Genomic DNA, 19,232 nt, shown 5'->3' with positions numbered 1-19,232 from the left:
GGCAGCAGCCGGTGCCAGCAGGCATCCTCGAGCGCCGCCACCTGCCCGTCGCTGCGGCGGTACAGGACCACGTCCTTGCCGCAGATCCGACGCGCCGTCAGCTCGCGCTTGATCTCGTAGTTCCAGGCCGCCGCATACCACGCGTTCACGGGGAATGGCTTGGATTCACTCATCGGGTCCTCCCTTCGTTGGCGCGATCATCGGCGTGGCCAACAGATACTGCGTCAGCTCATTGCATGCAATAGCGGTTTCTGGGTGGTGCGGAGTGCGCGGTTTGTCGCTGCTGACTGCCGTTTTGACGCGGATACTGCATGCAATCTGCCGCCGCGACGCCCTGTTTGCTGTGACTCGACTTCGGTCGCCCGGGGGCCCATCTGGAGGTGATGTCGAGCCTTCACCCCGTCCTGGTCAGGAACCCGCCGCCCCTCTGGGACCCCGTGCTTGCCTGCTGCCGCTCGCTGATGCGGGCCTTCGGGGCGCCGGCGGTGGTGGTCGAGGGACGCCTGCTCGACACCGTCTTCGGTCCCAGGATCGCGGCAACCCTCGGCCTGCCGCCGGCCATGGGACCGGTGGTGGTGTCCGGGCACCCGGCCTACCGCGCGGCCATGCGGGATGCCGCGGGGCTGGTCACCTTCCTGCGCATGACGGCGCTCGCGGCGAGCGGGATAGGCCCGGTCACCGCCAGCACCGAACCAGAGACGGCGCTTTGGCAGGTGATCGTGTTGCCGGCGGGGGTCGTGCTGATCGCACGGACCCGCGAGGCCGATTTCGGACCCTTCCTGATGACCCTCGAGGAGCCCACCGCGCGGCAGGCGGACCTCGTCGCGGTGCAACTCGATTTCGCAGGTATCGGCGTGGGCGACGAGGTGCCCCCTGGCGGTACGGACGGCCCGTCCGCGGCAGGCCGGACATGATTGCGCCACCTTTCAGCCTTCCACTCGGCGGCTGAGGGAACCAAAGGGCCAATCCGAACGTTCGGGGTAGGACCGTTGCCGACCCCGGACATGTGGAGTTTCCATGCAGACCACTTCCATCGTGCTGATCGACCCGAACAAGCTCTTTCGCGAGGGCCTGAAGGCCCTTCTCCGGGGGGGCGACCTGGAAATCGTCGGCGAGGGCGCCCGTCTCGACGAGGCGGCGCCGCTGGCCGAATCCGGAAAGGACGTCCAGCTCGTGCTCTGCGATCCCGCCGCGGGATCGACGGCGCAGGAGACCGTGTCCGAGCTGCGCCTGCTGTTCCCGGGGGCGCGGGTCGTCGTCCTGACGGCCACCGTGGACCCGCAGGCCATGGTCTCGGCCATCCAGGCCGGCGTCGACGGCTGCCTCGTCAAGGACATCTCGCCGGACGCGCTGCAGCAGTCGCTGCGCTTGGTGATGATGGGCGAGAAGGTGTTCCCGACCCATCTCGCGGCGCTGCTGGTCAGCGGCCGGGTGCAGGGCGGCGAGCTGGCGGTGCCGGCCTCGCGCAAGGGCCTCTCGCCCCGCGAGGCCGAGATCCTGCGCTGCCTCGTGAACGGCGACAGCAACAAGATGATCGCCAACCGGCTGGGCATCACCGAGGCGACCGTGAAGGTCCACCTCAAGAGCCTGCTGCGCAAGATCAGCGCGTCCAACCGCACCCAGGCCGCCATCTGGGCGCTGAACAACGGCTTTGCAGAGGATAACGCGGCCCTCGCCTCGGCCTGAGCCCCGTCGCGGGGAAGCCCACGACCGGCGGCCGGCGTGTCGGAACGGCCCGGTCCCCATGGGGGCCGGGCCGATTTCCGTGCGCCGCCGGCCCCGGCCTCTTAGGGGCGGACCACTCAGGCGCGGACCACTCAAGCGCGGACCACTCAGGGGCGGACGGCAGGCGTCTCCATGACCATCCCGTGCGCCCGCGTCATCAGGAACAGCTCCAGCTCCACGTATTCCGGCGCGCCGTAGGCGAAAGGCTCTGCCCGCACGCCGGCGAGGCAGTTGCGCAGCCGGCGCTGGAGCGAGCCCATGCCCTGCCATTCCAGCCGGTAGATGGGATAGCCCGTCGGGTGCGCCTGGGGGATGGGGCTGCTGCCCAGCAACCGGCCCCAGTTGTCGTCGTGACAGCTCGCGCAGGCGAGGTCGAGCTGGCCCTGGCGCAGGCTGTAGAAGCCGCGCCCGCGCTCGATGAAGGGCGCCAGCCGCGGATCCTCGCCGGCCGTGATGGGCAGGCCGCGCGACTGGAGCCCGACATAGGCCGAGAGCGCCAGGATCTCCGGGCTTTCCCAGGCGAAGGGTGCCGCGCCCTGCTTCTCGGCACGGCAGATGTTGATGCGCTGGTCGAGATTGACGGGCGCGTTCCGCGCCGCGTCGAAGGCCGGGAAGCGCGCCGCCACTCCCCGCATCGAGGTCGCCGCATCGCTGTGGCAGTCGGCGCAGGCGCGGCCCGCGGCCCCCTCCTTTCGGCTCCACAGCGCCTCGCCGTCCAGGACCGAGAGCATGCCGGGATTGGCCGCGTCGTCCGCCTGCATCTCCCGGGTCTCGGCGCTCATGAAGGCGGATCCCGACAGCCGCCCGTCCTGCCGGCCGTCCTGCTGCGCGAGGCAGGCCACGGCCGGCAGCGCCGCGGCGAGGCCCGCCAGGGCCGCGCGCGCTGTCATCCGGCCGGGCTGCCGGGGCGTCATTCGACCTTGATCGCGACCGTCTCGGTCTGCGTCTGGCCGCGGTCGTCGGTCCAGCTCAGCGCGATCTCGCCGCTCTCGGTGGCGACGGTGGTGAAGGCGACGTAGGGGTTCGCGGTGATCGCGGGGAAGAGGTCGGCGCGGAAGACCTCCTCGCCGTTGTAGGTGCAGACCAGGCGGTTGATGATGTCGCGCGGCGCCAGCGACCCGTTGGCCAGAGGGCGGAAGCCGGTTTCCATGGGGTGCGCGATCAGCGTCTTGATCTCGATGACCTCCCCGCGCCGGGTCTGCTTGGGAATGTTGATCAGGGTCCTGGCCATGCTCAGTTCTCCACGCAGGCGGGAAGCGTGACGATCACCTCGGCCTCGTCGGACCAGTAGCTGCCGTCGGCGAGCCGGGCGATGGCCACAATCTTCTGGGAATCGCCGAGCCGGATGCGCGTCGACACCGCCGCGCGGCCGGCCCGCGGCGTCAGGTGGAACACCGCAACGTTGGGCTGGGGATTGCGCTCGTTGAACAGCGCGATCGCCTGCACGTGGTCCTCGGGCGCCATGGGATGGTCCACCGTGACCGTGACGGGGACGGAGTTGCCGTTCTCCACCAGCGGCGGCAGGTCGAGCGCGACCTTGCCCGGGCGCATCTCGGCCCCGCCGGTGAAGGCGCGGATCGCCGCCTCCATCTCCCTGGGCGTGGCGCGCGCCGGCCGGACCAGGAGCAGCGGGACGGCCGCGGCCGCGATCCCGGCGCGCAGGACCTGACGCCGCGTCGCCCCCGCCTTCTCCGTCGTCCTTACCCGTGCTTTCGCCAACCCTTGGTCCCCTCAGTTGCGCAGCGTCGCCAGGAAGGCGACCAGATCCTCGATCTCCTGGGCGGTCAGCAGGGTCCTGTCGCGCCAGGCGGCGCCGACGCGGTTCAGCCCGTCCGTGCGGTAGTAGGAGGGCATGATGGTGTCGGGATCGAGGCGGCGCCCGTCCACCAGCCTCAGGCGCAGCCGGCCTTCGGAAAGCCGTGCGCCGACTCCGGCAAGGTCCGGGGCCAGGTTGCCCTGGAAGCGCTCCTCCGGAAAGGGGCCGGAATGGCACAGCAGGCACAATCCCTTCTGCCGGCTGGCGGCAATGGCCCGGCCACGCGCCGCGTCGCCCGGCTGGCCGGTCAGCGGCGCCGGGATCTCGTCCCCGACGACGGCATAGGCCGGCTCGCCCGCCGGGGCAGGCCCAGCCGCCCGCACCTGGGCCGGCATGGCGGACAGCGCCAGAGCGAGGACCAGCCCTGCGGCGGCGCCCGTCATGGCGCCCTCAGCCGAAGGTCTCGGCGGTGACGGTGTCGAACCAGGCCTGGGCATGGGCGGCCTCGCGGGTGCGGAAGGACGCCGGCGCCTCGGCAGGGCTGACACCGCCCGCCCCTTCCACGTCGGCCAGCAGCCCCTTGGCCGGGGCATAGACCCCGGCAACCGAGATCCCGTAGTCCGGCGCCACCAGGCTGTAGCACGTGTTGATCAGCTTCGGCGGGGCCGGCGCCTCGCCGCGCAGCAGCGTCTCCACGGCGGCGGCGCAGGCCTTCGCCTGGGCGTTGGCGGCGAAGGCCGACTTCGGCATGCCGCCGGCGATCGCCGCGTCGCCGATCACATGGATGTTCGGCTGCAGGCGCGATTCGAACGTCACGGGATCGATGGGGCACCAGCCGGTGCGGTCGGCGACGCCCGCCGCAATGGCGATGGACCCCGCGCGCTGCGGCGGGATCACGTTGGCAACGTCGGCACGGTGCTCGCCGAACTCGGTGACCAGCGTGCCGGTGCCCGGGTCCACCTCGGTCACCTTGCCGCCCTCGGAGAGCGGGATCCATTCGATCAGCCCGGGATAGAGGGCCTGCCAGGCGGCCTGGAACAGCCTCTGCTTCGAGAAGGCGTCCTTGGCGTCGAGAACCAGCAGCTTCGAGCGCGGCTTGCGGGTCTTCAGGTAGTGCGCGATCAGGCTCGCACGCTCGTAGGGGCCGGGCGGGCAGCGGTAGGGGTTGGCAGGGACCGCCATCACAAAGACGCCGCCATCCTCCATCGCCTCGAGCTTTCGGCGCAGCAGCAGCGTCTGCTCGCCGGCCTTCCAGGCATGGGGCATGGCCTCCGCCGCCGCGGCGTCGTAACCCGGCAGCGCATCGAAGCGCATGTCAATGCCGGGCGCCATGACGAGCCGGTCGTATTCCAGCGCCGAGCCGTCGTCCAGGATCACCCGCCGGTTCTCGGCGTCGACGCGGCTGGCGGCACGGTACGCCACGGCCACGCCGTCGCGCCGCACGCCATCGTAGCCGAACCGCTGGCCCTCGATCCCGCGCAGCCCGGCGATCACCGCATTGCTGAAGGGGCATGCGGTGAAGACGGGGCTAGGCTCGACCAGCGTCACCGCGACGCCGGACCGCGCCAGGGCGCGCGCGCAGGCGGTGCCGGCGAAGCCGCCGCCGACCACCACCACGCGGGCCGGACCCGCGGGGCCGCCCCGGGCCAGGGCCGGCCGCGCAAGCGCCGCTGCCGCGGCGCCCAGCGCAAGGGTCCTCAGAACGGTCCTGCGGCCGGGGACCGGCCTGCCCGTCTTGCCTTTCATCGTTGGCCGGCGATCCAGTCGGCGATGGCGCGGATCTCGGCTTCGTCGAAGCCCTTGGCGATCCGGTCCATCACCGTGGGGTCACCCTTTCCCGTGCGGAAGGCAAGCATGGCGGAGGTGATGTCGCCGGCGCTGCGGCCCGCCAGCGACGGGATGCTGCCCGCCGAGTTCTGGCCGGGCCGCACGGCATGGCAGCCGGTACAGGCCTCCGCCCCGGCGGGCGCGGGAGCGCCGGCGGCCGGCGCCCCCGCGAGCAGCACGAGGCCCATCGCGATCGCAGTCCGCATCCGTCCCGTCTCAGGCCCTGCGGAGGTCGGCCGTGGTCAGCGGAACCTTCCGGATCCGCTTGCCGGTCGCCGCGAAGATCGCGTTCAGCACCGCCGGGGCAGCCACGAAGATCGTGGGCTCGCCGACGCCGCCCCAGAACCCACCCGAGGGCATCACGATGGACTCCACCTTCGGCATCTCGTCCATCAGCATCACGGGATAGCTGTCGAAGTTCTCCTGCTCGACCCGCCCACCCTTCAGCGTGATCTCGCCATGGAGCAGCGCCGACAGCCCATAGGCGAAGGATCCCTCGATCTGGGCGGCGATCTGCTGCGGGTTCACGGCATGGCCGCAATCCGTCGCCGCCACGATCCGGTGGATCCTGAGCTTCCCCTCGTCGCTGACCGAGACCTCGGCGCAGGCCGCCACGTAGCTGCCATAGCCCATATGCTGCGCCAGGCCGCGGAAGACGCCCTCCGGAGCCGGCTTGCCCCAGCCCGCGCGCTCGGCGACGGCGTTCAGCACGGCCAGGTGCTTCGGGTGGTTCACCAGCAGCCTGCGCCGGAACTCCAGCGGATCCTGGCCGGCCGCATGGGCCATCTCGTCGATGAAGGATTCGAGGTAGAGGGCGTTCTGGTTGTTGTTCACCCCGCGCCAGAAGCCCGGCGGCACCGGCGGGTTCCGCATGGCGTGGTCGATCAGCAGGTTGGGGATGGAATAGCCGAGCACCCCCTCGGTTCCGCCGGGGTTCAGCCCCTGGAAGGTCGCGGGATCGCGTCCGCCCTGCAGCGCCTGCGGGTTCACCGCGGCGAGGATCGACTGGCCCGAGATGCGCATGTGCAGGCCGGTCACGTTGCCCTGGGCATCCAGCGCGCCCACCATCCGGCACTGGGTCACGGGGTGGTAGCGCCCGTGCAGCATGTCCTCCTCGCGCGACCAGATCAGCTTCACCGGCGTGCCAGGCATCTGCCTGGCGATCAGGACTGCCTGGCGCACGTAGTCGTGGCTGGTGGCGCGCCGGCCGAAGCCGCCGCCCAGGATCGTGCGGTGGACCTCGCATTGGGGGATCGGTAGCCCGGCGGCGTCCGCAGTGGTCGCGAGCGCGGCCTCGGCGTTCTGCGTCGAGGTCCAGACCTCGCACCGGTCGCCCGTGAACAGCGCCGTGGCGTTCATAGGCTCCATGGTCGCGTGGTGCTGGTAGGGATAGCCGTACTCGGCCTCCACCAGCTTCGCGGCCCCGGCGATGGCGGCGCGCACGTCGCCGGCTTGGTTGCCGACGAAGGCCTCCTTCGCGTCCAGCCCCTCGCGCAGCATCTCGGCGATGCTGGCGCTGGAGATGCCGGCGTTCGGCCCCTCGTCCCACTCGACGGATAGCGCGTCGAGCGCGCTCTTGGCGCGCCACCAGGTGTCCGCGACGACCGCGACCCCGGTCTCGCCCACCGCGACCACGCGCTGGACGCCCGGCATGCCCTGAACCTGGGCGGCATCGAAGCTCTTCACCTTGCCGCCGAAGACCGGGCAGTCCCGGATCGCCGCGTGGACCATGCCCGGCAGCTTCACGTCCATGGAGTAGACCTGCCTGCCGGTGGTCTTGTCCGCCGTGTCGAGCCGGGGCAGCGGCTTGCCGGCGATCTTCCAGTCCCTGGGGTCCTTGAGCTGGACCTCGGCTGGCGGCTGGAGCGTTGCCGCAGCGGCCGCGACCTTCCCGTAGGTCGTCGTGCGGCCGGACGGGCCGTGGGTTATCACGCCGGCCGAGGTCGAGCATTCCGCGGCTGGCACGCCCCATCCGTCCGCCGCCGCCTGGATCAGCATCTGGCGCGCGGCGCCGCCGCCCTTGCGCATGTAGTCCTGGGAGTCGCGGATGCCGCGGCTGCCCGCGGTCTGGAAATTCCCCCAGACGCGGTTGCGCGCGACGTTCTGGCCAGGCGTCGGGTATTCGGTGGTGACCCTGGCCCAGTCGCAGTCGAGCTCCTCGGCGACGAGCTGGGCGAGGCCGGTCAGCGTGCCCTGGCCCATCTCGACCCGGCCGATGCGGACCACCACCGTCTCGTCCGGGCGCACCACCACCCAGGCGTTGATCTCGGGGGCGCTGGCGGCTGACTGCGACGTGCCCGGCGCCGTCTGCGCCGCGGCGGATGCCGGGAACGGCACGTGGAAGCCCAGCGCCAAGCCGCCGGCCGCGGCGGCCGCGCCCGCAAGGAACCCGCGCCGCGATGGACCGTGTGCGATCTCCATCCCGTCCTCCCTCGATGCTGGCTCAGCCACGGCTGGTCTCCCCGCCCTCGGCGACGAGCCGGATGGCGGCCCGGATCCGGTTGTAGGTGCCGCACCGACAGATGTTCGCCATGCCGGCGTTGATGTCCTCGTCGCTGGGGCGCGGGTTGTCCTGGAGCAGGGCGACGGCGGCCATGATCTGGCCGGACTGGCAGTAGCCGCATTGCGGCACGTCGAGCGCCACCCACGCCTTCTGCACGGGGTGGCTGCCATCCGGGGACAGCCCCTCGATGGTGACGATCTTCTGGCCGGGCTCGACCGCGCTGACCGGCAGGGTGCAGGACCGCACGGCGGCGCCGTCCACATGGACCGTGCAGGCTCCGCACTGCCCGACGCCGCAGCCGTACTTGGTGCCGGTCAGGCCTGCTTGCTCGCGGATCGCCCAGAGCAGCGGCGTGTCGGGCTCCACGTCGAAGTCGTGGGCGGTTCCGTTGATTATGAGACTGACCACGGGATGCCTCCTGTCTCGACGGGGAGCGGGGTCCCAATCCCCCTTGTGATCGGGGGTGGGACTGATTGTTACTTTTTCAATGATAGACCCTATCCCCGTCGAGGCCGGATGGGCAATCCCACCTTCGGTCGAGCGCTCGGACCGGTCGGGTGCAAACCCGCTATTCCATGCGTGCCACAGGACCGTGCTGGCGCAGGCGTGCGCGGCGGGCTACATCCACGCCCGAGATTCGGTGGGGCGGGGACGGCATGGCGGGGGGCGTGGAGTTCGAGGTCATCGCGGCGCTCTTCGCCGTCGCCGCGGTGGCCGGATGCTTCGACGCCATTGCGGGGGGCGGCGGGCTGCTGACGGTTCCGGCGCTGCTGATCGCGGGACTCGACCCTGTGGCGGCGATCGCGACCAACAAGTTGCAGGGTTCGGCCGGGACGCTCTCGGCGACCGTGGCCTTCGCCCGGCGGGGGCTGATCGGCTGGCGCTCGGCCCTGCCCTTCGCGGCGGTCGCGGCGCTCGCCTCGGTCGCGGGGGCCCTTTCGGCGAGCTCGCTGCCCGCGCCGGTGCTCGCCGCCATGGTGCCGGTCCTGCTGATCGGGATCGCGGTCTATTTCGCGACCGCGCGGCGCATGGGCGATGCCGATGCCCATGCCCGGATCCCGGCCCTGGCCTTCGGCGCGACCGTCGTGCCGGCGGTCGGCTTCTACGACGGCATCTTCGGGCCCGGGGCGGGGTCCTTCTACATGGTTGGCTTCGTGACCCTGCTGGGCTACGGCGTGGTGCGCGCGACCGCCCATACCAAGCTCGCGAATGCAGCCAGCAATGTGGGGAGCCTCGCCCTGTTCGCGGCGACCGGCGCCGTGGTCTGGCCCGTCGGGCTTACCATGGCGGCGGGGGCCGTGCTGGGCGCCCAGATCGGCTCCCGCCTCGCGATCCGGCTGGGCGCCCGGCTGATCCGGCCGCTGCTGGTCGTCATCTCCTGCCTGATGGCCGTGCGGCTCCTGGCGGATCCCGCCAATCCGCTGCGCCAGGCCGCAGCGGCGCTGCTCTCCGCCGGCTGATCATCCCGGGGCATTGGCGGGATGGCTAGGTCGGCACAGCCCTTCGGACGATCGGAACCTGCGGCTTCAGGGCGTATGCTCGCTGCGCGCCGGGCTGTGCCCCGGCCCCTGCCGTCCCGGCACGGGTTTTCGCGCGGCCGGCATTTGAACTCGCCGGCAAGCGCATCATGTAGTGTACGAACCTCCGAGAGGATTCCAGTGAGCAAGTACGAGGAACGGGTCTACATCTCCTCCGGCAACGCGAAGAAGAGCATCGCGGCCATGCGCAACCAGCTCGCGATGCTGAAGCGGGACGTGGAGCAGTACTCCGCGCGCAAGCCGGGCGGCCCCATGGTGATGGCCCTCAAGGAGCAGATCCGCAAGCTCGAGGGCGAGATCGCGGATGCCGAGGCCAACAAGAAGCGCGAGCGCGAGGCCCGCGCGGCGCAGGATTCCGAGATTGGCGGAACGGGCGAGGACGGGCAGTCCCGGGGCGGCCTCCGCTCGACCTCCAGCCGCTTCCCGCCGCGCCGCCGCGGCCCCTGACACGGTCCCGGGCAGCGTGTCGGCCGGGGGAAAGCCGAGGGAACGCCCGATGGACGAGGATCCGCGGGACCGCCGCATCCGCCGCCTTTCCGAGGCGTTGCGGGCCGCCGGGCAAGAGGCGGCGGCGGCGCGTGCGGCCCTGTGCGAGAACGAGCTGGTGATCCGGCTGGATACCATCCAGGACCTTGCGCGCAAGGCGCTGGACGAGGAGGACGGCCAAGCCGGCCGAGCGGGCGTCATGGAGTGACGCGGATCCCCCGCCGTTGCAGGTGGGAGATCCGCCTCGCGAGCGCAGCCGGCTCAGAAGCCGACGCGGACGCCGATCTTGAAGAGGTGGGCGGTGTCGTCGTCGATACCGTTCCCGCCATTGTTGATCCAGACGAAGCGATACGCGGGGACCACCGAGACGTTGGGGGCCACGGCGTAGCTGAGGCCGGCCTCGGCCTGGAGCAGCAGGTCGGTCGAGCTGTCGCCGTCGAAGGTCTCGCTCTGGCCGCCGAAGCTCACCGTGACGTCGTCGATGCTGGAGTGGGCGAGCCCGATGCCGGCGCCGAGATAGGGCGTGAACGCCGTGCCCGTCTGGATGTCGTAGTAGCCGTTGACCGACGCGGTGAAGATGTCGATGTCGGCATCGGCGCCTAACTCGAGGCCGCCGCCCGTGACCGTGTCCACGCCCGAGCGGGCGTATCCGAGCTCCAGCTCGCCGCGGAAGGGGCCGGACTTGTAGCCGACGGCGCCGGTGATGGCGTATCCGGCGTCATATTCGAGCTCGCCCGAGACGCCCTCGGCGGTGCCCTCGCGGTCGCGGAGCTGGAGATAGCCCGCGCTCAGGCTGCCGTAGAAGCCGTCCTTCTGCACGACTTGGGCGAAAGCCGGGGCGGACGACAGCAGGGAGGCCGCAAAGGCGAAACATAAAGTCTTTTTCATGATTGTTTTTGATCCCAAGAGCGGCACGTTTATGTGCCGGCCGGGAAGCTATGCAGCGGCCGCGCCCGGTGCAACGAGACGTTACGGACGGATGGCATGTTCGCCAGCCGCGGTGGCGTCCGTGCAACACGCAGCTGCGGCGCTGCCGGAACCGGGGCTTTCAAGGTCCCGCAGGATCGGGCAGTCAGGCCGGTCGTCGCCGTGGCAGGCGTTGGCGAGGTCCTGCAGCGTGTCGCTCATGGCGCGCAGCTCGGCGATCTTGGCCTCCAGCTCACGGACATGCTCCAGCGCGATGCGCTTGACCTCGGCGCTGGCCCGGTTCCGGTCGCGCCAGAGACCGACCAGATGCCTGATGCGCTCGATCCCGAAGCCCAGCGTCCTGGCCCTTCTCACGAAGCGCAGGATGTTCACGTCCTGGGGCGTGTAGACCCGGTAGCCCGAGGCGGTCCGCCCCGCCTCGGGGATCAGGCCGATACCCTCGTAGTAGCGGATCAGCTTGGCGCTGACCCCGCTCGCCTTCGACGCCTGGCCGATGTTCATGCCGTCCTCCCTTCGCCCCGCACGTCCTGCGTGCCGGAACGCGTGTCGGGGCGCCAGCCCCGGAGCGTCAGCGCGTTCAGCACGACGCTGACCGAGCTCAGCGCCATGGCCGCGCCGGCCAGTACCGGGCTCAGATACCCCGCAGCGGCCAGCGGGATACCGACCACGTTGTAGGCGAAGGCCCAGAACAGGCCTTGCCGGATCTTGGCGTAGGTGCGGCGGGACACGTCGATGGCGGCGCCCACCAGCGCGGGATCCCCGCGCATCAGGGTGATGCCCGCCGTGTGCATCGCGACGTCCGTCCCCGTCGCCATGGCGATGCCGACATCGGCGGCGGCCAGGGCCGGGGCATCGTTGATGCCGTCGCCCACCATGGCGACGACCTTGCCGTCGTCCCGCAGGATCTCGACGATACCGGCCTTGTCGCCGGGCAGCACCTCCGCGAAGACGCGGTGGATGCCGAGCGCCGCCGCCACCATCCCAGCTGCGCCGCGGTTGTCGCCGGTCACCAGCGCCGTCGCGACTCCGCGGGCATGCAGGGTGCGCACCGCCTCGGCGGCGCCGGGCTTGACCCGGTCCCCGAACGAGACGAGGCCCAGGACACGCCCGGCCGGCGCCGTCTCGGCGAGCCAGGACACGGTGCGCCCCTCCGCCTCGATCGCGGCCGCTCGCAGCGCCAGGTCCGCATCGGCGAGGCCGGCTTCGGCGATCAGCCGCGCCGCGCCCAGCGCGAGCGCGCGGCCCTCCACCGTGCCGGACACGCCATGGCCCGCCAGCGCCCTGAATTCGGCCAGCCCCGCCGCCCCGAGGCCCTCTGCCGCCGCGCGGCTCCGGACGGCCCGGGCCAGCGGATGCTCGCTGCCCTGCTGGAGGGACGCGGCCAGGCGCAGCACCTCCGCCGCGTCCGTGCCGGGGGCCGGAACGACGTCCACGACCTCGGGCCGGCCTTCGGTCAGCGTCCCGGTCTTGTCGAAGGCCACGGTGGTGACGGCGTGCGCACGCTCCAGCGCCTCGGCGTCCTTGATCAGGATGCCGTGGCGCGCCGCGGCGCCGGTGCCGACCATCACGGCGGTCGGCGTCGCAAGGCCCAGCGCGCAGGGACAGGCGATCACCAGCACGGAGACGGCCGCGATGATGGCGGCCTCGGCATCGCCGGCCAGGACCCACCAGGCCGCGAAGGTCGCGGCGGCGACCGCCAGAACGACCGGTACGAAGACGGCGCTGACGCGGTCCACCGTGCGCTGGATCGGCGCCTTGGATGCCTGGGCCCCCTCCACCAGCCGCACGATCCTGGCGAGCGCCGTCTCGGCTCCGACCGCCGTGGTCTCGACCAGCAGTAGCCCGTCCAGGTTGATGGACCCGCCGGTCACCCGGTCGCCGGCGGCCTTCTCCACGGGGATCGGCTCGCCGGTCAGCATGGACTCGTCGACGCCGCCGCCGCCCTCGACGATGCGGCCGTCCACGGGAACGCGCTCGCCCGGGCGGATCACGACCAGGTCGCCGGGCCGGACATGCCCGATCGGCACCTCGACCTCGGCGCCGCCTCGGCGCAGCCGGGCCCTGTCGGGCCGCAGGCCCATCAGCGCGCGGATCGCCGCGGCGGTCTGGCCCTTGGCCCGGGTCTCCAGCCACTTGCCCAGGAGCACGAAGGTGATCAGGACCGCCGAGCCCTCGAAATAGAGATGCGGGTCATGGCCGGGATGGGCGGTCGCCAGCATGTAGGTGCTGAGCCCCCAGGCCGCCGTGGTGCCGATGGCGACCAGCAGGTCCATGTTGCCGGCACGGGCGCGCACCGCCTTCCAGGCTGCCCGGTAGAAGCGCGCGCCGAGCCAGAACTGCACGGGCGTTGCCAGCAGGAGCTGGACCCAGCCCGGCGGCATCACGCCGATCCCCAGGAGCTCGCCGGCCATGCCCACGACCAGCGGCGCCGAAAGGGCGGCCGCGATCAGGACGTGGCCGAGCTCGCGGCGGCTGCGCGCATGCGCCGCGTCCGCGGCTCCCCCCGCCGCCTCGTCCGCATCGGGGGTGATGGGGCGGGCATGATAGCCGGCCTTCTCGACCGCGGCGACCAGGGCGGCGGGATCCAGGGCATGGCCGGTCACGCGCGCACGCTCGGTCGCGAGGTTCACCGAGGCCGCGGCGACCCCGGGCACCCTGGCCAGCGCACGCTCGACGCGCCCGACGCACGATGCGCAGGTCATGCCCTCCAGCTCGAGGTCCAGCTCGGCCGGCACGGGCTCGTATCCCGCCTTCTGGACAGCCTGCACAACGGCGGCCGTGTCCGGGACGGACCCCGCGAAGGCGACATGCGCGCGCTCGGTCGCGAGGTTCACGGCGACGTCTGCGACGCCGGGCACCTTGCGGATCGCCCGCTCGACGCGCCCGACGCAGGACGCGCAGGTCATCCCGCCGATCCCGAGATCGATCTCCGCGGCGGCATCGATCTCCGGGGCGGGGGGCCGGGTCTCCGGCGCCCGTTGGGCTGCATGGGCCATGGTCGGCTCCTGTGGTTCTCCTGCCGCCATCACAGATGGACCTTCCAAAGATGGGAAGGTCAAGGGGGCCTTTCATCCGCCGCTGCGAGGCCCGTGAATTTCCTGCGCCGGACGATTATTCCCCTTGCTGCAGTGCGGCCGCCGGACCATATGGTTCGTACTGTCGCAACAACAGAAAGGAGGTGATCCTGTGTCTCATTGTCTTATGCCGCATCCGCGGGTCATGGCAGCCAGGATCGTCGCCTCCAGCAAGATCTTTGCTTGAGCTGACGCTTACTGGTCCAACCGCTATTGCGGTTTGACAATGGAAAGGCCGCCCGAAAGGGCGGCCTTTCTTGTTTGGGCAAATGATATGCTTTCCTGGGTCTTGATGGACTGCATCGGTTCTGTCTGGCCCATCCCCAATTGCATATGCCTTCTCATATCCCTGCGTCCCCCGCGGTCTGCCGGGTTCGGAGGTATCCCGGCCGGGAACCCCCGGAACCCCCGGCTGTTCTGAAATCTTTCCGCAGTGCAGCAAAGGCGCAGCTGCGGATCGACGCTCATCACCGAAAACTCACCAGGGGAGAGGGCCCATGCCCCTTTCAGCCGGCAGATCCGTGGTCGTGATCACGGGCGCTTCCAGCGGCATCGGCCGCGCAACGGCCCATGCCTTCGCCATGCGCGGAGCCAGCCTCGTCCTCGCCGCACGGCGCGCCGACATGCTGCAGGACGTGGCGCGCGAGTGCCGCGCGCTTGGGGGCGCGGCGCTCGCCGTGCCCACCGACGTAACCGACGAGGATCAGGTGCAGGAGCTGGCACTGCGCGCACTCGAGCGCTTCGGCAGGATCGATGTCTGGTTCAACAATGCCGGCGTCGGCGTCTTCGGACGCTTCAAGGACATCCCGTCGGATGTCTGGCGGCGGGTGATCGAGACCAACCTCTTCGGCTACGTCCACGGCGCGCGGGCCGTGATGCCGGTGTTCCGCCGGCAGGGCCGCGGAATACTGATCAACAACGCCTCCATCGTCGGGCGTCTGGCCAAGCCGGACTCCACGGCCTATGCGACGAGCAAGTTCGCGGTCCGCGGCTTTGCCGAGGCCCTCCGCCAGGAGGTGCTCGACCAGCCCGGCATTCATGTCTGCACGATCCTGCCCGCAGTGATCGACACGCCGTTCTTCCACCACGCCGCAAACTTCAGCCACCACCGCGTGCGTGCGGCACCCCCGGTCTACACGCCCGAGAAGGTCGCCGAAACCGTCGTGGCGCTGGCCGGCCGCCCCCGCGCCGAGGTTGTGATCGGCGGGGCGGGAAAGGTGGCTGTCACCCTGAAGCGGATCGCCCCGGGCGTCATGACGCGGATCAACGGCCGTGCGCTGAACTACGGCTTCCTGGCCTCGGACCCGTCCCCGGAGACGAAGGGAACCCTGTTCGAGCCCATGCGCGACGGGCGGCCGGTCCGTGGCGGCTGGCGGAAGGGGCCGAACGATGGCGGGGTGCCGCTGCTTGCCACGGCGCTAGTGGCGGTGCCGCTCGGCATGCTCGCGCTGAACCGGTGGCGCAGGTCGGCGTGATCGCCGGCCGCACGCAGCCCAGGCGCGCTCTACGAAAGGAATAGCTCTCCCAGCTTTGCGGGCGCCGGCTCTCAAGGATTGTTTGCCTAACTGGATGGTCCCCGCTCCCATCCGGGAGGGTTGGGACTGCTACGGAAGGCGAAGAGGCCAAAGGCGTGATGAAGCTGGGACGGATCGGCGCGGCCGGGGGGCATCGATGACGGAGGGGGCTGCCAGCAAGGAGGGGATCCGCGTCATCGCGAGCAAGGTCTATCGCGGGCCGAATCTTTTCGGCGATATCCCCATGGTCCACATCCAGGTGGATCTGCGGGCGCTGGAGGCATGGCCCACGGACCGGCTGCCGGGGTTCTCGGACAGCCTGCTCGCTCTGCTGCCGGGGCTGCGCAGGCACGGCTGCAGCTACCAGGAGCCCGGCGGATTCGTGCGCAGGCTGGAGGAGGGCACCTGGCTCGGCCATGTGGCCGAGCATGTCGCCCTGGAGCTGCAGACCAGCGCCGGCTCGCCGGCGACGCGGGGCAAAACACGCTCGGTCAAGGGCCGGCCTGGCGTCTACGACATCCTGTTCCAGTACCGCGAGGCAAAGGTGGGGTTGCTTGCCGGGCGCTTGGCCCTGCAGCTCGTCGATTCCCTGCTGCCCGAGGATCTCCACGGGGTCGAGGGGCTGGACCTGGCCTACCGCGACGACCAGGAGCCGGTCCTGTCCGGCGCCTTCGACCTTTCGGCCGCGCTGGATCTGCTTCGGCGTATGAACCGCAAGGTGGCATTCGGGCCGACGACAGGCGCCATCGTGGCCGAGGCCGTACGCCGCGGCATTCCCGTCCTGCGGCTCGACGACCTCAGCCTCGTCCAGCTCGGCCACGGCAGGCAGCAGCAGCGGCTGCGCGCCAGCATCTCCGGGATGACCTCGTACATCGCGACCGAGACCGCGAGCGACAAGAACCTGACGAAGCTGATCCTGACCGAGGCGGGCGTGCCGGTCCCCAAGGGCGTGGTCGTGCGCGGGGCCGAGGAGGCCGCCGTGCAGGCGGCCCGGCTCGGCCATCCCGTCGTCACCAAGCCGCTGGACGGGAATCACGGGCGCGGCGTCAGCCTCGGGCTCGTCACTGCGGACGAGGTGCGCTGGGGCTACGAGCAGGCCGCGCGGCACGGGCGCCGCGTGATCGTCGAGCAGCATTTCCAGGGTCGCGACTACCGCGTCCTGGTCGTCGGCGGCGAAGTGGTCGCGGTCGCCGAGCGCGTGCCGGCCCATGTGGTCGGCGACGGCGCCGGCACCGTCGCCGCCTTGATCGAGGAGGTGAACCGCGATCCCCGGCGCGGCGAGGGGCACGAATCCGTGATGACCCGGATCACCGTCGACGACCATGTCCTGGCCCTGCTGGAGCGGGCCGGCCTGGGCCTCGACAGCGTGCCCGAGGCCGGCCAGGTCGTCTGGCTGCGCGACACCGCCAATCTTTCGACGGGCGGCACGGCCATCGACCGGACCGACGAGATCCACCCGGAGAATGCCGTCATCGCGCGCCGCGCGGCGCAGGCCATAGGACTCGACATCGCGGGGATCGACCTGATCGCCCCCGACATCGCGCGCTCGGTGCGCGACACCGGCGGCGGAGTCGTCGAGGTGAATGCCGCGCCCGGCTTCCGCATGCACCTGGAGCCCTCGGCCGGGCGCCCGCGCAACGTGGCGCGCCCGGTGGTCGAGATGATGTTCCCCCGCGGCACCGCCGGCCGGATCCCCATCTTCGCCATCACGGGCACCAACGGCAAGTCGACCACCGTACGAATGCTGGCGCACATCCTGCGTCACCACGGCCTTTGCGTCGGCTTCACCACGACGACCGGCGTCTACGTGGACGGCGAGCGGATCGCCGACTGGGACGCCAGCGGCCCGCGCAGCGCCCGCATGGTTCTGCGCGACCCCACGGTGGACGCCGCCGTGCTGGAGACCGCCCGCGGCGGCATCCTGCGAGAGGGGCTGGGCTTCGACCGCTGCGACGTGGGCGCCGTCCTGAACGTCGAGGAGGACCATCTGGGGCTGAAGGGTGTCGAGACCATCGAGGACCTGGCCTGGGTGAAGTCCGTGGTCGTCGAGGCGGTGCACCGGGACGGCCACAGCGTGCTGAACGCCGACGACCCGCTGACGGCGCGCATGGCCCGCCGCGCCGGGGGCCGGACGGTTTACTTCTCCATGCGCGGCGGCGACGACATGCCGGAACTCCTGCGCCGGCATGTCGGGCGCGGCGGCCTCGCCGTCCTGCGGGAGCACGGCGCGCGGGGCGGCGAGATCGTGATCCACGAGGACGGCGAGCGCCTGTCCCTGATGTGCGCGGCCGAGATTCCGGCGACCTTCGGCGGGCTGGCCGAGTTCAACATCCAGAACGCCCTGGCCGCCGTCGCGATGGCCCATGCCCATGGGGTGCCGCTGAAGACCATCCGGGGCGCGCTTGCGGCCTTCTCGACCTCCTTCGAGCAGTCGCCGGGCCGGCTCAACGTCTATGACGGCCACGGCTTCCGCGTGCTGCTGGACTATGCCCATAACCCTGCCGGAATGCGGGCACTGGGCGGGCTGGTCAAGGGGCTGCGCAGCCAGCACCGCCGGGTGATCGGTATGGTGAACATTCCGGGCGACCGGCGGGACGACGACATCCGCCAGATGGGGGAGATCGCGGCGGGCATCTTCGACGAGATCGTGTTCCGCGAGGATCCCGCGCGCCGCGGCCGCAAGCCCGGCGAGATCGTCGACCTGCTGGCCGAGGGAGCGTTCTGGGCCGGGTTCCCGCGCGAGCGGACCCACTGCATCCTCGACGAGCAGCAGGCGGCCAATGTCTGCCTGTCGCTGGCCCAGCCCGGCGACCTGGTCGTGCTGACGCCGACCGAAGTGGAGGACATGTGGAAGCAGGTCCTGACCTTCGACCCCGCGCGCGCGGTACGGCCCGGAGAGGACGGGCAGCATGACGACCGGAACCGGCTGAGGGGCGTTGCATGAAGAGGGACGGATCCGGGGGCGACCAGTCAGGAGGCGCCGGCAATTCCGGTGGCGCTGCAGGGCCCGAGGGCAGGCCCGGGCGCGGACCGCTCGTGATCATCGGCGGCGGCGAGGACAAGGAGGGGGAGCGCACGATCCTGCGCGAGGTCGCGCGCCGTCTCGGCGGCGGCAAGCTGGTGGTCGCGACCGTCGCCTCGCACGCGCCCGAGGGATACTTCGATGCCTACCGCCGCGCCTTCCAGGACCTCGGGGTCACGGAGATGGAGGAGCTCTACGTCAACGAGCGGTCCGAGACCGCGGACGAGGCGAAGCTGCGGATGTTCGACGGCGCCGCCGGCGTGTTCTTCTCGGGCGGCGATCAGCTGCGCATCAGCAGCCAGATCGGCGACACGCCGGTGGAGCTCCGGGTCCGCGAGATCTTCGAGGCCGGCGGAGTCGTCGCCGGCACCTCGGCCGGCGCGTCAGTGATGAGCGACACCATGCTGGTGAAGGGGCCGAACCGGGAATCGTACCGGATCGGCGATCTTCACATGGCCCCGGGACTGGGCCTGATCCGCGACGTGATCATCGACCAGCACTTCGCGGAGCGCGGCAGGATCGGACGGCTGCTCGGGGCCGTCGCCCACAACCCGCGGGGCCTCGGGATCGGCATTGACGAGGACACGGCCGTCGTGGTCGAGGGGAACCGTTTCCGCGTGATCGGCAACGGCGCGGTCTACGTCGTCGACGGCCACGGCGTCACGCATTCGAACATCGCCGAGGCCGAGCCGGAGCGCGCCCTGTCGATTCACGACGTGCGCCTGCACGTCCTCAGCACTGGCGATTCCTTCAACCTGGCCGAGCGTCGGCCGATCTTCCTGGACGAGACGAGGAAGTCGAGCCAGGCGCGGACGCGGGCGGCGGCCTCCTGACCGCCGTGTGCAGGCCGCCGCGCTCCG

At 71.1% G+C, this 19,232-nt stretch carries 20 protein-coding genes; 8 read left to right on the top strand and 12 right to left on the bottom strand.

The window, feature by feature from the left end:
• Nucleotides 1–173 (bottom strand): Rieske 2Fe-2S domain-containing protein (locus JUB13_RS30115; protein ID WP_207485962.1); only part of this gene is annotated, 173 nt, incomplete at its 3' end.
• Between the two features lie 210 nt (nucleotides 174–383).
• On the opposite strand from JUB13_RS30115, the gene JUB13_RS30110 reads away from it, so the two are divergent.
• Nucleotides 384–914, top strand: coding sequence for a hypothetical protein (locus tag JUB13_RS30110; protein WP_207485956.1), 531 nt, complete (start codon nucleotides 384–386; stop codon nucleotides 912–914).
• A 103-nt stretch (nucleotides 915–1,017) separates the two neighbouring features.
• Nucleotides 1,018–1,686, top strand: coding sequence for a LuxR C-terminal-related transcriptional regulator (locus JUB13_RS30105; RefSeq protein ID WP_207485955.1), 669 nt, complete (start codon nucleotides 1,018–1,020; stop codon nucleotides 1,684–1,686).
• 146 nt (nucleotides 1,687–1,832) lie between these two features.
• Here JUB13_RS30105 and soxA read toward each other — a convergent pair whose 3' ends face one another.
• From soxA to JUB13_RS31705, 8 genes are read right to left on the bottom strand one after another with little or no spacing between them, the layout of a single operon-like run.
• Nucleotides 1,833–2,615, bottom strand: coding sequence for a sulfur oxidation c-type cytochrome SoxA (gene soxA / locus JUB13_RS30100; protein WP_236025337.1), 783 nt, complete (start codon nucleotides 2,613–2,615; stop codon nucleotides 1,833–1,835).
• 20 nt (nucleotides 2,616–2,635) lie between these two features.
• Complete coding sequence (gene soxZ / locus JUB13_RS30095) at nucleotides 2,636–2,956, bottom strand: thiosulfate oxidation carrier complex protein SoxZ (RefSeq protein WP_207485954.1); 321 nt, start codon at nucleotides 2,954–2,956, stop codon at nucleotides 2,636–2,638.
• A gap of 2 nt (nucleotides 2,957–2,958) precedes the next feature.
• On the bottom strand, nucleotides 2,959–3,444 hold the full coding sequence (locus JUB13_RS30090) for a SoxY-related AACIE arm protein (RefSeq protein WP_207485953.1): 486 nt from the start codon (nucleotides 3,442–3,444) through the stop codon (nucleotides 2,959–2,961).
• Between the two features lie 12 nt (nucleotides 3,445–3,456).
• Entirely contained in the window at nucleotides 3,457–3,924 is a 468-nt protein-coding gene (soxX, locus tag JUB13_RS30085; RefSeq protein WP_207485952.1) for a sulfur oxidation c-type cytochrome SoxX, read from the bottom strand.
• 7 nt (nucleotides 3,925–3,931) lie between these two features.
• A complete protein-coding gene (locus tag JUB13_RS30080) occupies nucleotides 3,932–5,227 on the bottom strand; it encodes an NAD(P)/FAD-dependent oxidoreductase (RefSeq protein WP_207485951.1) in 1,296 nt (431 codons plus the stop codon).
• Complete coding sequence (locus tag JUB13_RS30075; protein WP_236025336.1) at nucleotides 5,224–5,514, bottom strand: c-type cytochrome; 291 nt, start codon at nucleotides 5,512–5,514, stop codon at nucleotides 5,224–5,226. Before JUB13_RS30075 ends, JUB13_RS30080 begins: the two co-directional genes overlap by 4 nt.
• Before the next feature lie 10 nt (nucleotides 5,515–5,524).
• Nucleotides 5,525–7,729 (bottom strand): xanthine dehydrogenase family protein molybdopterin-binding subunit, encoded by a 2,205-nt coding sequence (locus tag JUB13_RS30070; protein ID WP_207485950.1) that lies wholly within the window; start codon nucleotides 7,727–7,729, stop codon nucleotides 5,525–5,527.
• A gap of 22 nt (nucleotides 7,730–7,751) precedes the next feature.
• Entirely contained in the window at nucleotides 7,752–8,219 is a 468-nt protein-coding gene (locus JUB13_RS31705; RefSeq protein WP_207485949.1) for a (2Fe-2S)-binding protein, read from the bottom strand.
• A gap of 248 nt (nucleotides 8,220–8,467) precedes the next feature.
• Between JUB13_RS31705 and JUB13_RS30060 the strand changes: the two genes are divergently transcribed.
• The 3 genes from JUB13_RS30060 (at nucleotide 8,468) to JUB13_RS30050 (ending at nucleotide 10,043) form a co-directional block, all read left to right on the top strand.
• The gene (locus JUB13_RS30060) at nucleotides 8,468–9,271 is read left to right on the top strand and encodes a TSUP family transporter (protein ID WP_207485948.1); all 804 of its coding nucleotides are present in this window, start codon (nucleotides 8,468–8,470) and stop codon (nucleotides 9,269–9,271) included.
• Nucleotides 9,272–9,469: 198 nt separating this feature from the next.
• Nucleotides 9,470–9,796, top strand: a complete 327-nt coding sequence (locus JUB13_RS30055) for a hypothetical protein (RefSeq protein WP_207485947.1) — start codon at nucleotides 9,470–9,472, stop codon at nucleotides 9,794–9,796.
• Nucleotides 9,797–9,845: 49 nt separating this feature from the next.
• Nucleotides 9,846–10,043 (top strand): hypothetical protein, encoded by a 198-nt coding sequence (locus JUB13_RS30050; RefSeq protein WP_207485946.1) that lies wholly within the window; start codon nucleotides 9,846–9,848, stop codon nucleotides 10,041–10,043.
• A 53-nt stretch (nucleotides 10,044–10,096) separates the two neighbouring features.
• Here JUB13_RS30050 and JUB13_RS30045 read toward each other — a convergent pair whose 3' ends face one another.
• The 3 genes from JUB13_RS30045 to JUB13_RS30035 form a co-directional block, all read right to left on the bottom strand.
• Nucleotides 10,097–10,723: an outer membrane protein gene (locus JUB13_RS30045; RefSeq protein ID WP_207485945.1), complete on the bottom strand. Its 627-nt coding sequence runs from the start codon at nucleotides 10,721–10,723 to the stop codon at nucleotides 10,097–10,099.
• Nucleotides 10,724–10,804: 81 nt separating this feature from the next.
• Entirely contained in the window at nucleotides 10,805–11,263 is a 459-nt protein-coding gene (gene cueR / locus JUB13_RS30040) for a Cu(I)-responsive transcriptional regulator (RefSeq protein WP_207485944.1), read from the bottom strand.
• A complete protein-coding gene (locus JUB13_RS30035) occupies nucleotides 11,260–13,758 on the bottom strand; it encodes a heavy metal translocating P-type ATPase (RefSeq protein WP_211115684.1) in 2,499 nt (832 codons plus the stop codon). Before JUB13_RS30035 ends, cueR begins: the two co-directional genes overlap by 4 nt.
• A gap of 575 nt (nucleotides 13,759–14,333) precedes the next feature.
• Between JUB13_RS30035 and JUB13_RS30030 the strand changes: the two genes are divergently transcribed.
• The 3 genes from JUB13_RS30030 to JUB13_RS30020 all read left to right on the top strand — a co-directional run bounded on the left by JUB13_RS30030 (nucleotide 14,334) and on the right by JUB13_RS30020 (nucleotide 19,205).
• On the top strand, nucleotides 14,334–15,311 hold the full coding sequence (locus JUB13_RS30030; RefSeq protein ID WP_207485943.1) for an SDR family oxidoreductase: 978 nt from the start codon (nucleotides 14,334–14,336) through the stop codon (nucleotides 15,309–15,311).
• 196 nt (nucleotides 15,312–15,507) lie between these two features.
• Nucleotides 15,508–18,294 carry a cyanophycin synthetase gene (gene cphA / locus JUB13_RS30025; protein ID WP_207485942.1) on the top strand — a complete coding sequence of 929 codons (2,787 nt, stop codon included), beginning with the start codon at nucleotides 15,508–15,510 and terminating at the stop codon, nucleotides 18,292–18,294.
• Nucleotides 18,291–19,205: a cyanophycinase gene (locus tag JUB13_RS30020; protein WP_207485941.1), complete on the top strand. Its 915-nt coding sequence runs from the start codon at nucleotides 18,291–18,293 to the stop codon at nucleotides 19,203–19,205. The genes cphA and JUB13_RS30020 overlap by 4 nt, the downstream gene beginning before the upstream one ends.
• The last annotated feature ends 27 nt before the right edge of the window (nucleotides 19,206–19,232 follow it).

The organism is Arenibaculum pallidiluteum, from assembly GCF_017355985.1.
GTDB lineage: Bacteria > Pseudomonadota > Alphaproteobacteria > Azospirillales > Azospirillaceae > Arenibaculum > Arenibaculum pallidiluteum.
Note: the sequence above shows the minus strand (reverse complement) of the source record. Positions and strands in the feature narration are given on the sequence as shown.

Excerpts from the sequence above, each read along its gene's own strand:
- JUB13_RS30060 (WP_207485948.1), top strand. The coding sequence starts at position 8,468 with ATGGCGGGGGGCGTGGAGTTCGAGGTCATCGCGGCGCTCTTCGCCGTC.
- JUB13_RS30080 (WP_207485951.1), bottom strand. The coding sequence starts at position 5,227 with ATGAAAGGCAAGACGGGCAGGCCGGTCCCCGGCCGCAGGACCGTTCTG.
- JUB13_RS30020 (WP_207485941.1), top strand. The coding sequence starts at position 18,291 with ATGAAGAGGGACGGATCCGGGGGCGACCAGTCAGGAGGCGCCGGCAAT.
- JUB13_RS30075 (WP_236025336.1), bottom strand. The coding sequence starts at position 5,514 with ATGCGGACTGCGATCGCGATGGGCCTCGTGCTGCTCGCGGGGGCGCCG.
- JUB13_RS30050 (WP_207485946.1), top strand. The coding sequence starts at position 9,846 with ATGGACGAGGATCCGCGGGACCGCCGCATCCGCCGCCTTTCCGAGGCG.
- JUB13_RS30070 (WP_207485950.1), bottom strand. The coding sequence starts at position 7,729 with ATGGAGATCGCACACGGTCCATCGCGGCGCGGGTTCCTTGCGGGCGCG.
- JUB13_RS30105 (WP_207485955.1), top strand. The coding sequence starts at position 1,018 with ATGCAGACCACTTCCATCGTGCTGATCGACCCGAACAAGCTCTTTCGC.
- cueR (WP_207485944.1), bottom strand. The coding sequence starts at position 11,263 with ATGAACATCGGCCAGGCGTCGAAGGCGAGCGGGGTCAGCGCCAAGCTG.
- soxZ (WP_207485954.1), bottom strand. The coding sequence starts at position 2,956 with ATGGCCAGGACCCTGATCAACATTCCCAAGCAGACCCGGCGCGGGGAG.
- JUB13_RS30030 (WP_207485943.1), top strand. The coding sequence starts at position 14,334 with ATGCCCCTTTCAGCCGGCAGATCCGTGGTCGTGATCACGGGCGCTTCC.
- soxX (WP_207485952.1), bottom strand. The coding sequence starts at position 3,924 with ATGACGGGCGCCGCCGCAGGGCTGGTCCTCGCTCTGGCGCTGTCCGCC.
- soxA (WP_236025337.1), bottom strand. The coding sequence starts at position 2,615 with ATGACAGCGCGCGCGGCCCTGGCGGGCCTCGCCGCGGCGCTGCCGGCC.
- cphA (WP_207485942.1), top strand. The coding sequence starts at position 15,508 with ATGACGGAGGGGGCTGCCAGCAAGGAGGGGATCCGCGTCATCGCGAGC.
- JUB13_RS30035 (WP_211115684.1), bottom strand. The coding sequence starts at position 13,758 with ATGGCCCATGCAGCCCAACGGGCGCCGGAGACCCGGCCCCCCGCCCCG.
- JUB13_RS30045 (WP_207485945.1), bottom strand. The coding sequence starts at position 10,723 with ATGAAAAAGACTTTATGTTTCGCCTTTGCGGCCTCCCTGCTGTCGTCC.
- JUB13_RS30110 (WP_207485956.1), top strand. The coding sequence starts at position 384 with ATGTCGAGCCTTCACCCCGTCCTGGTCAGGAACCCGCCGCCCCTCTGG.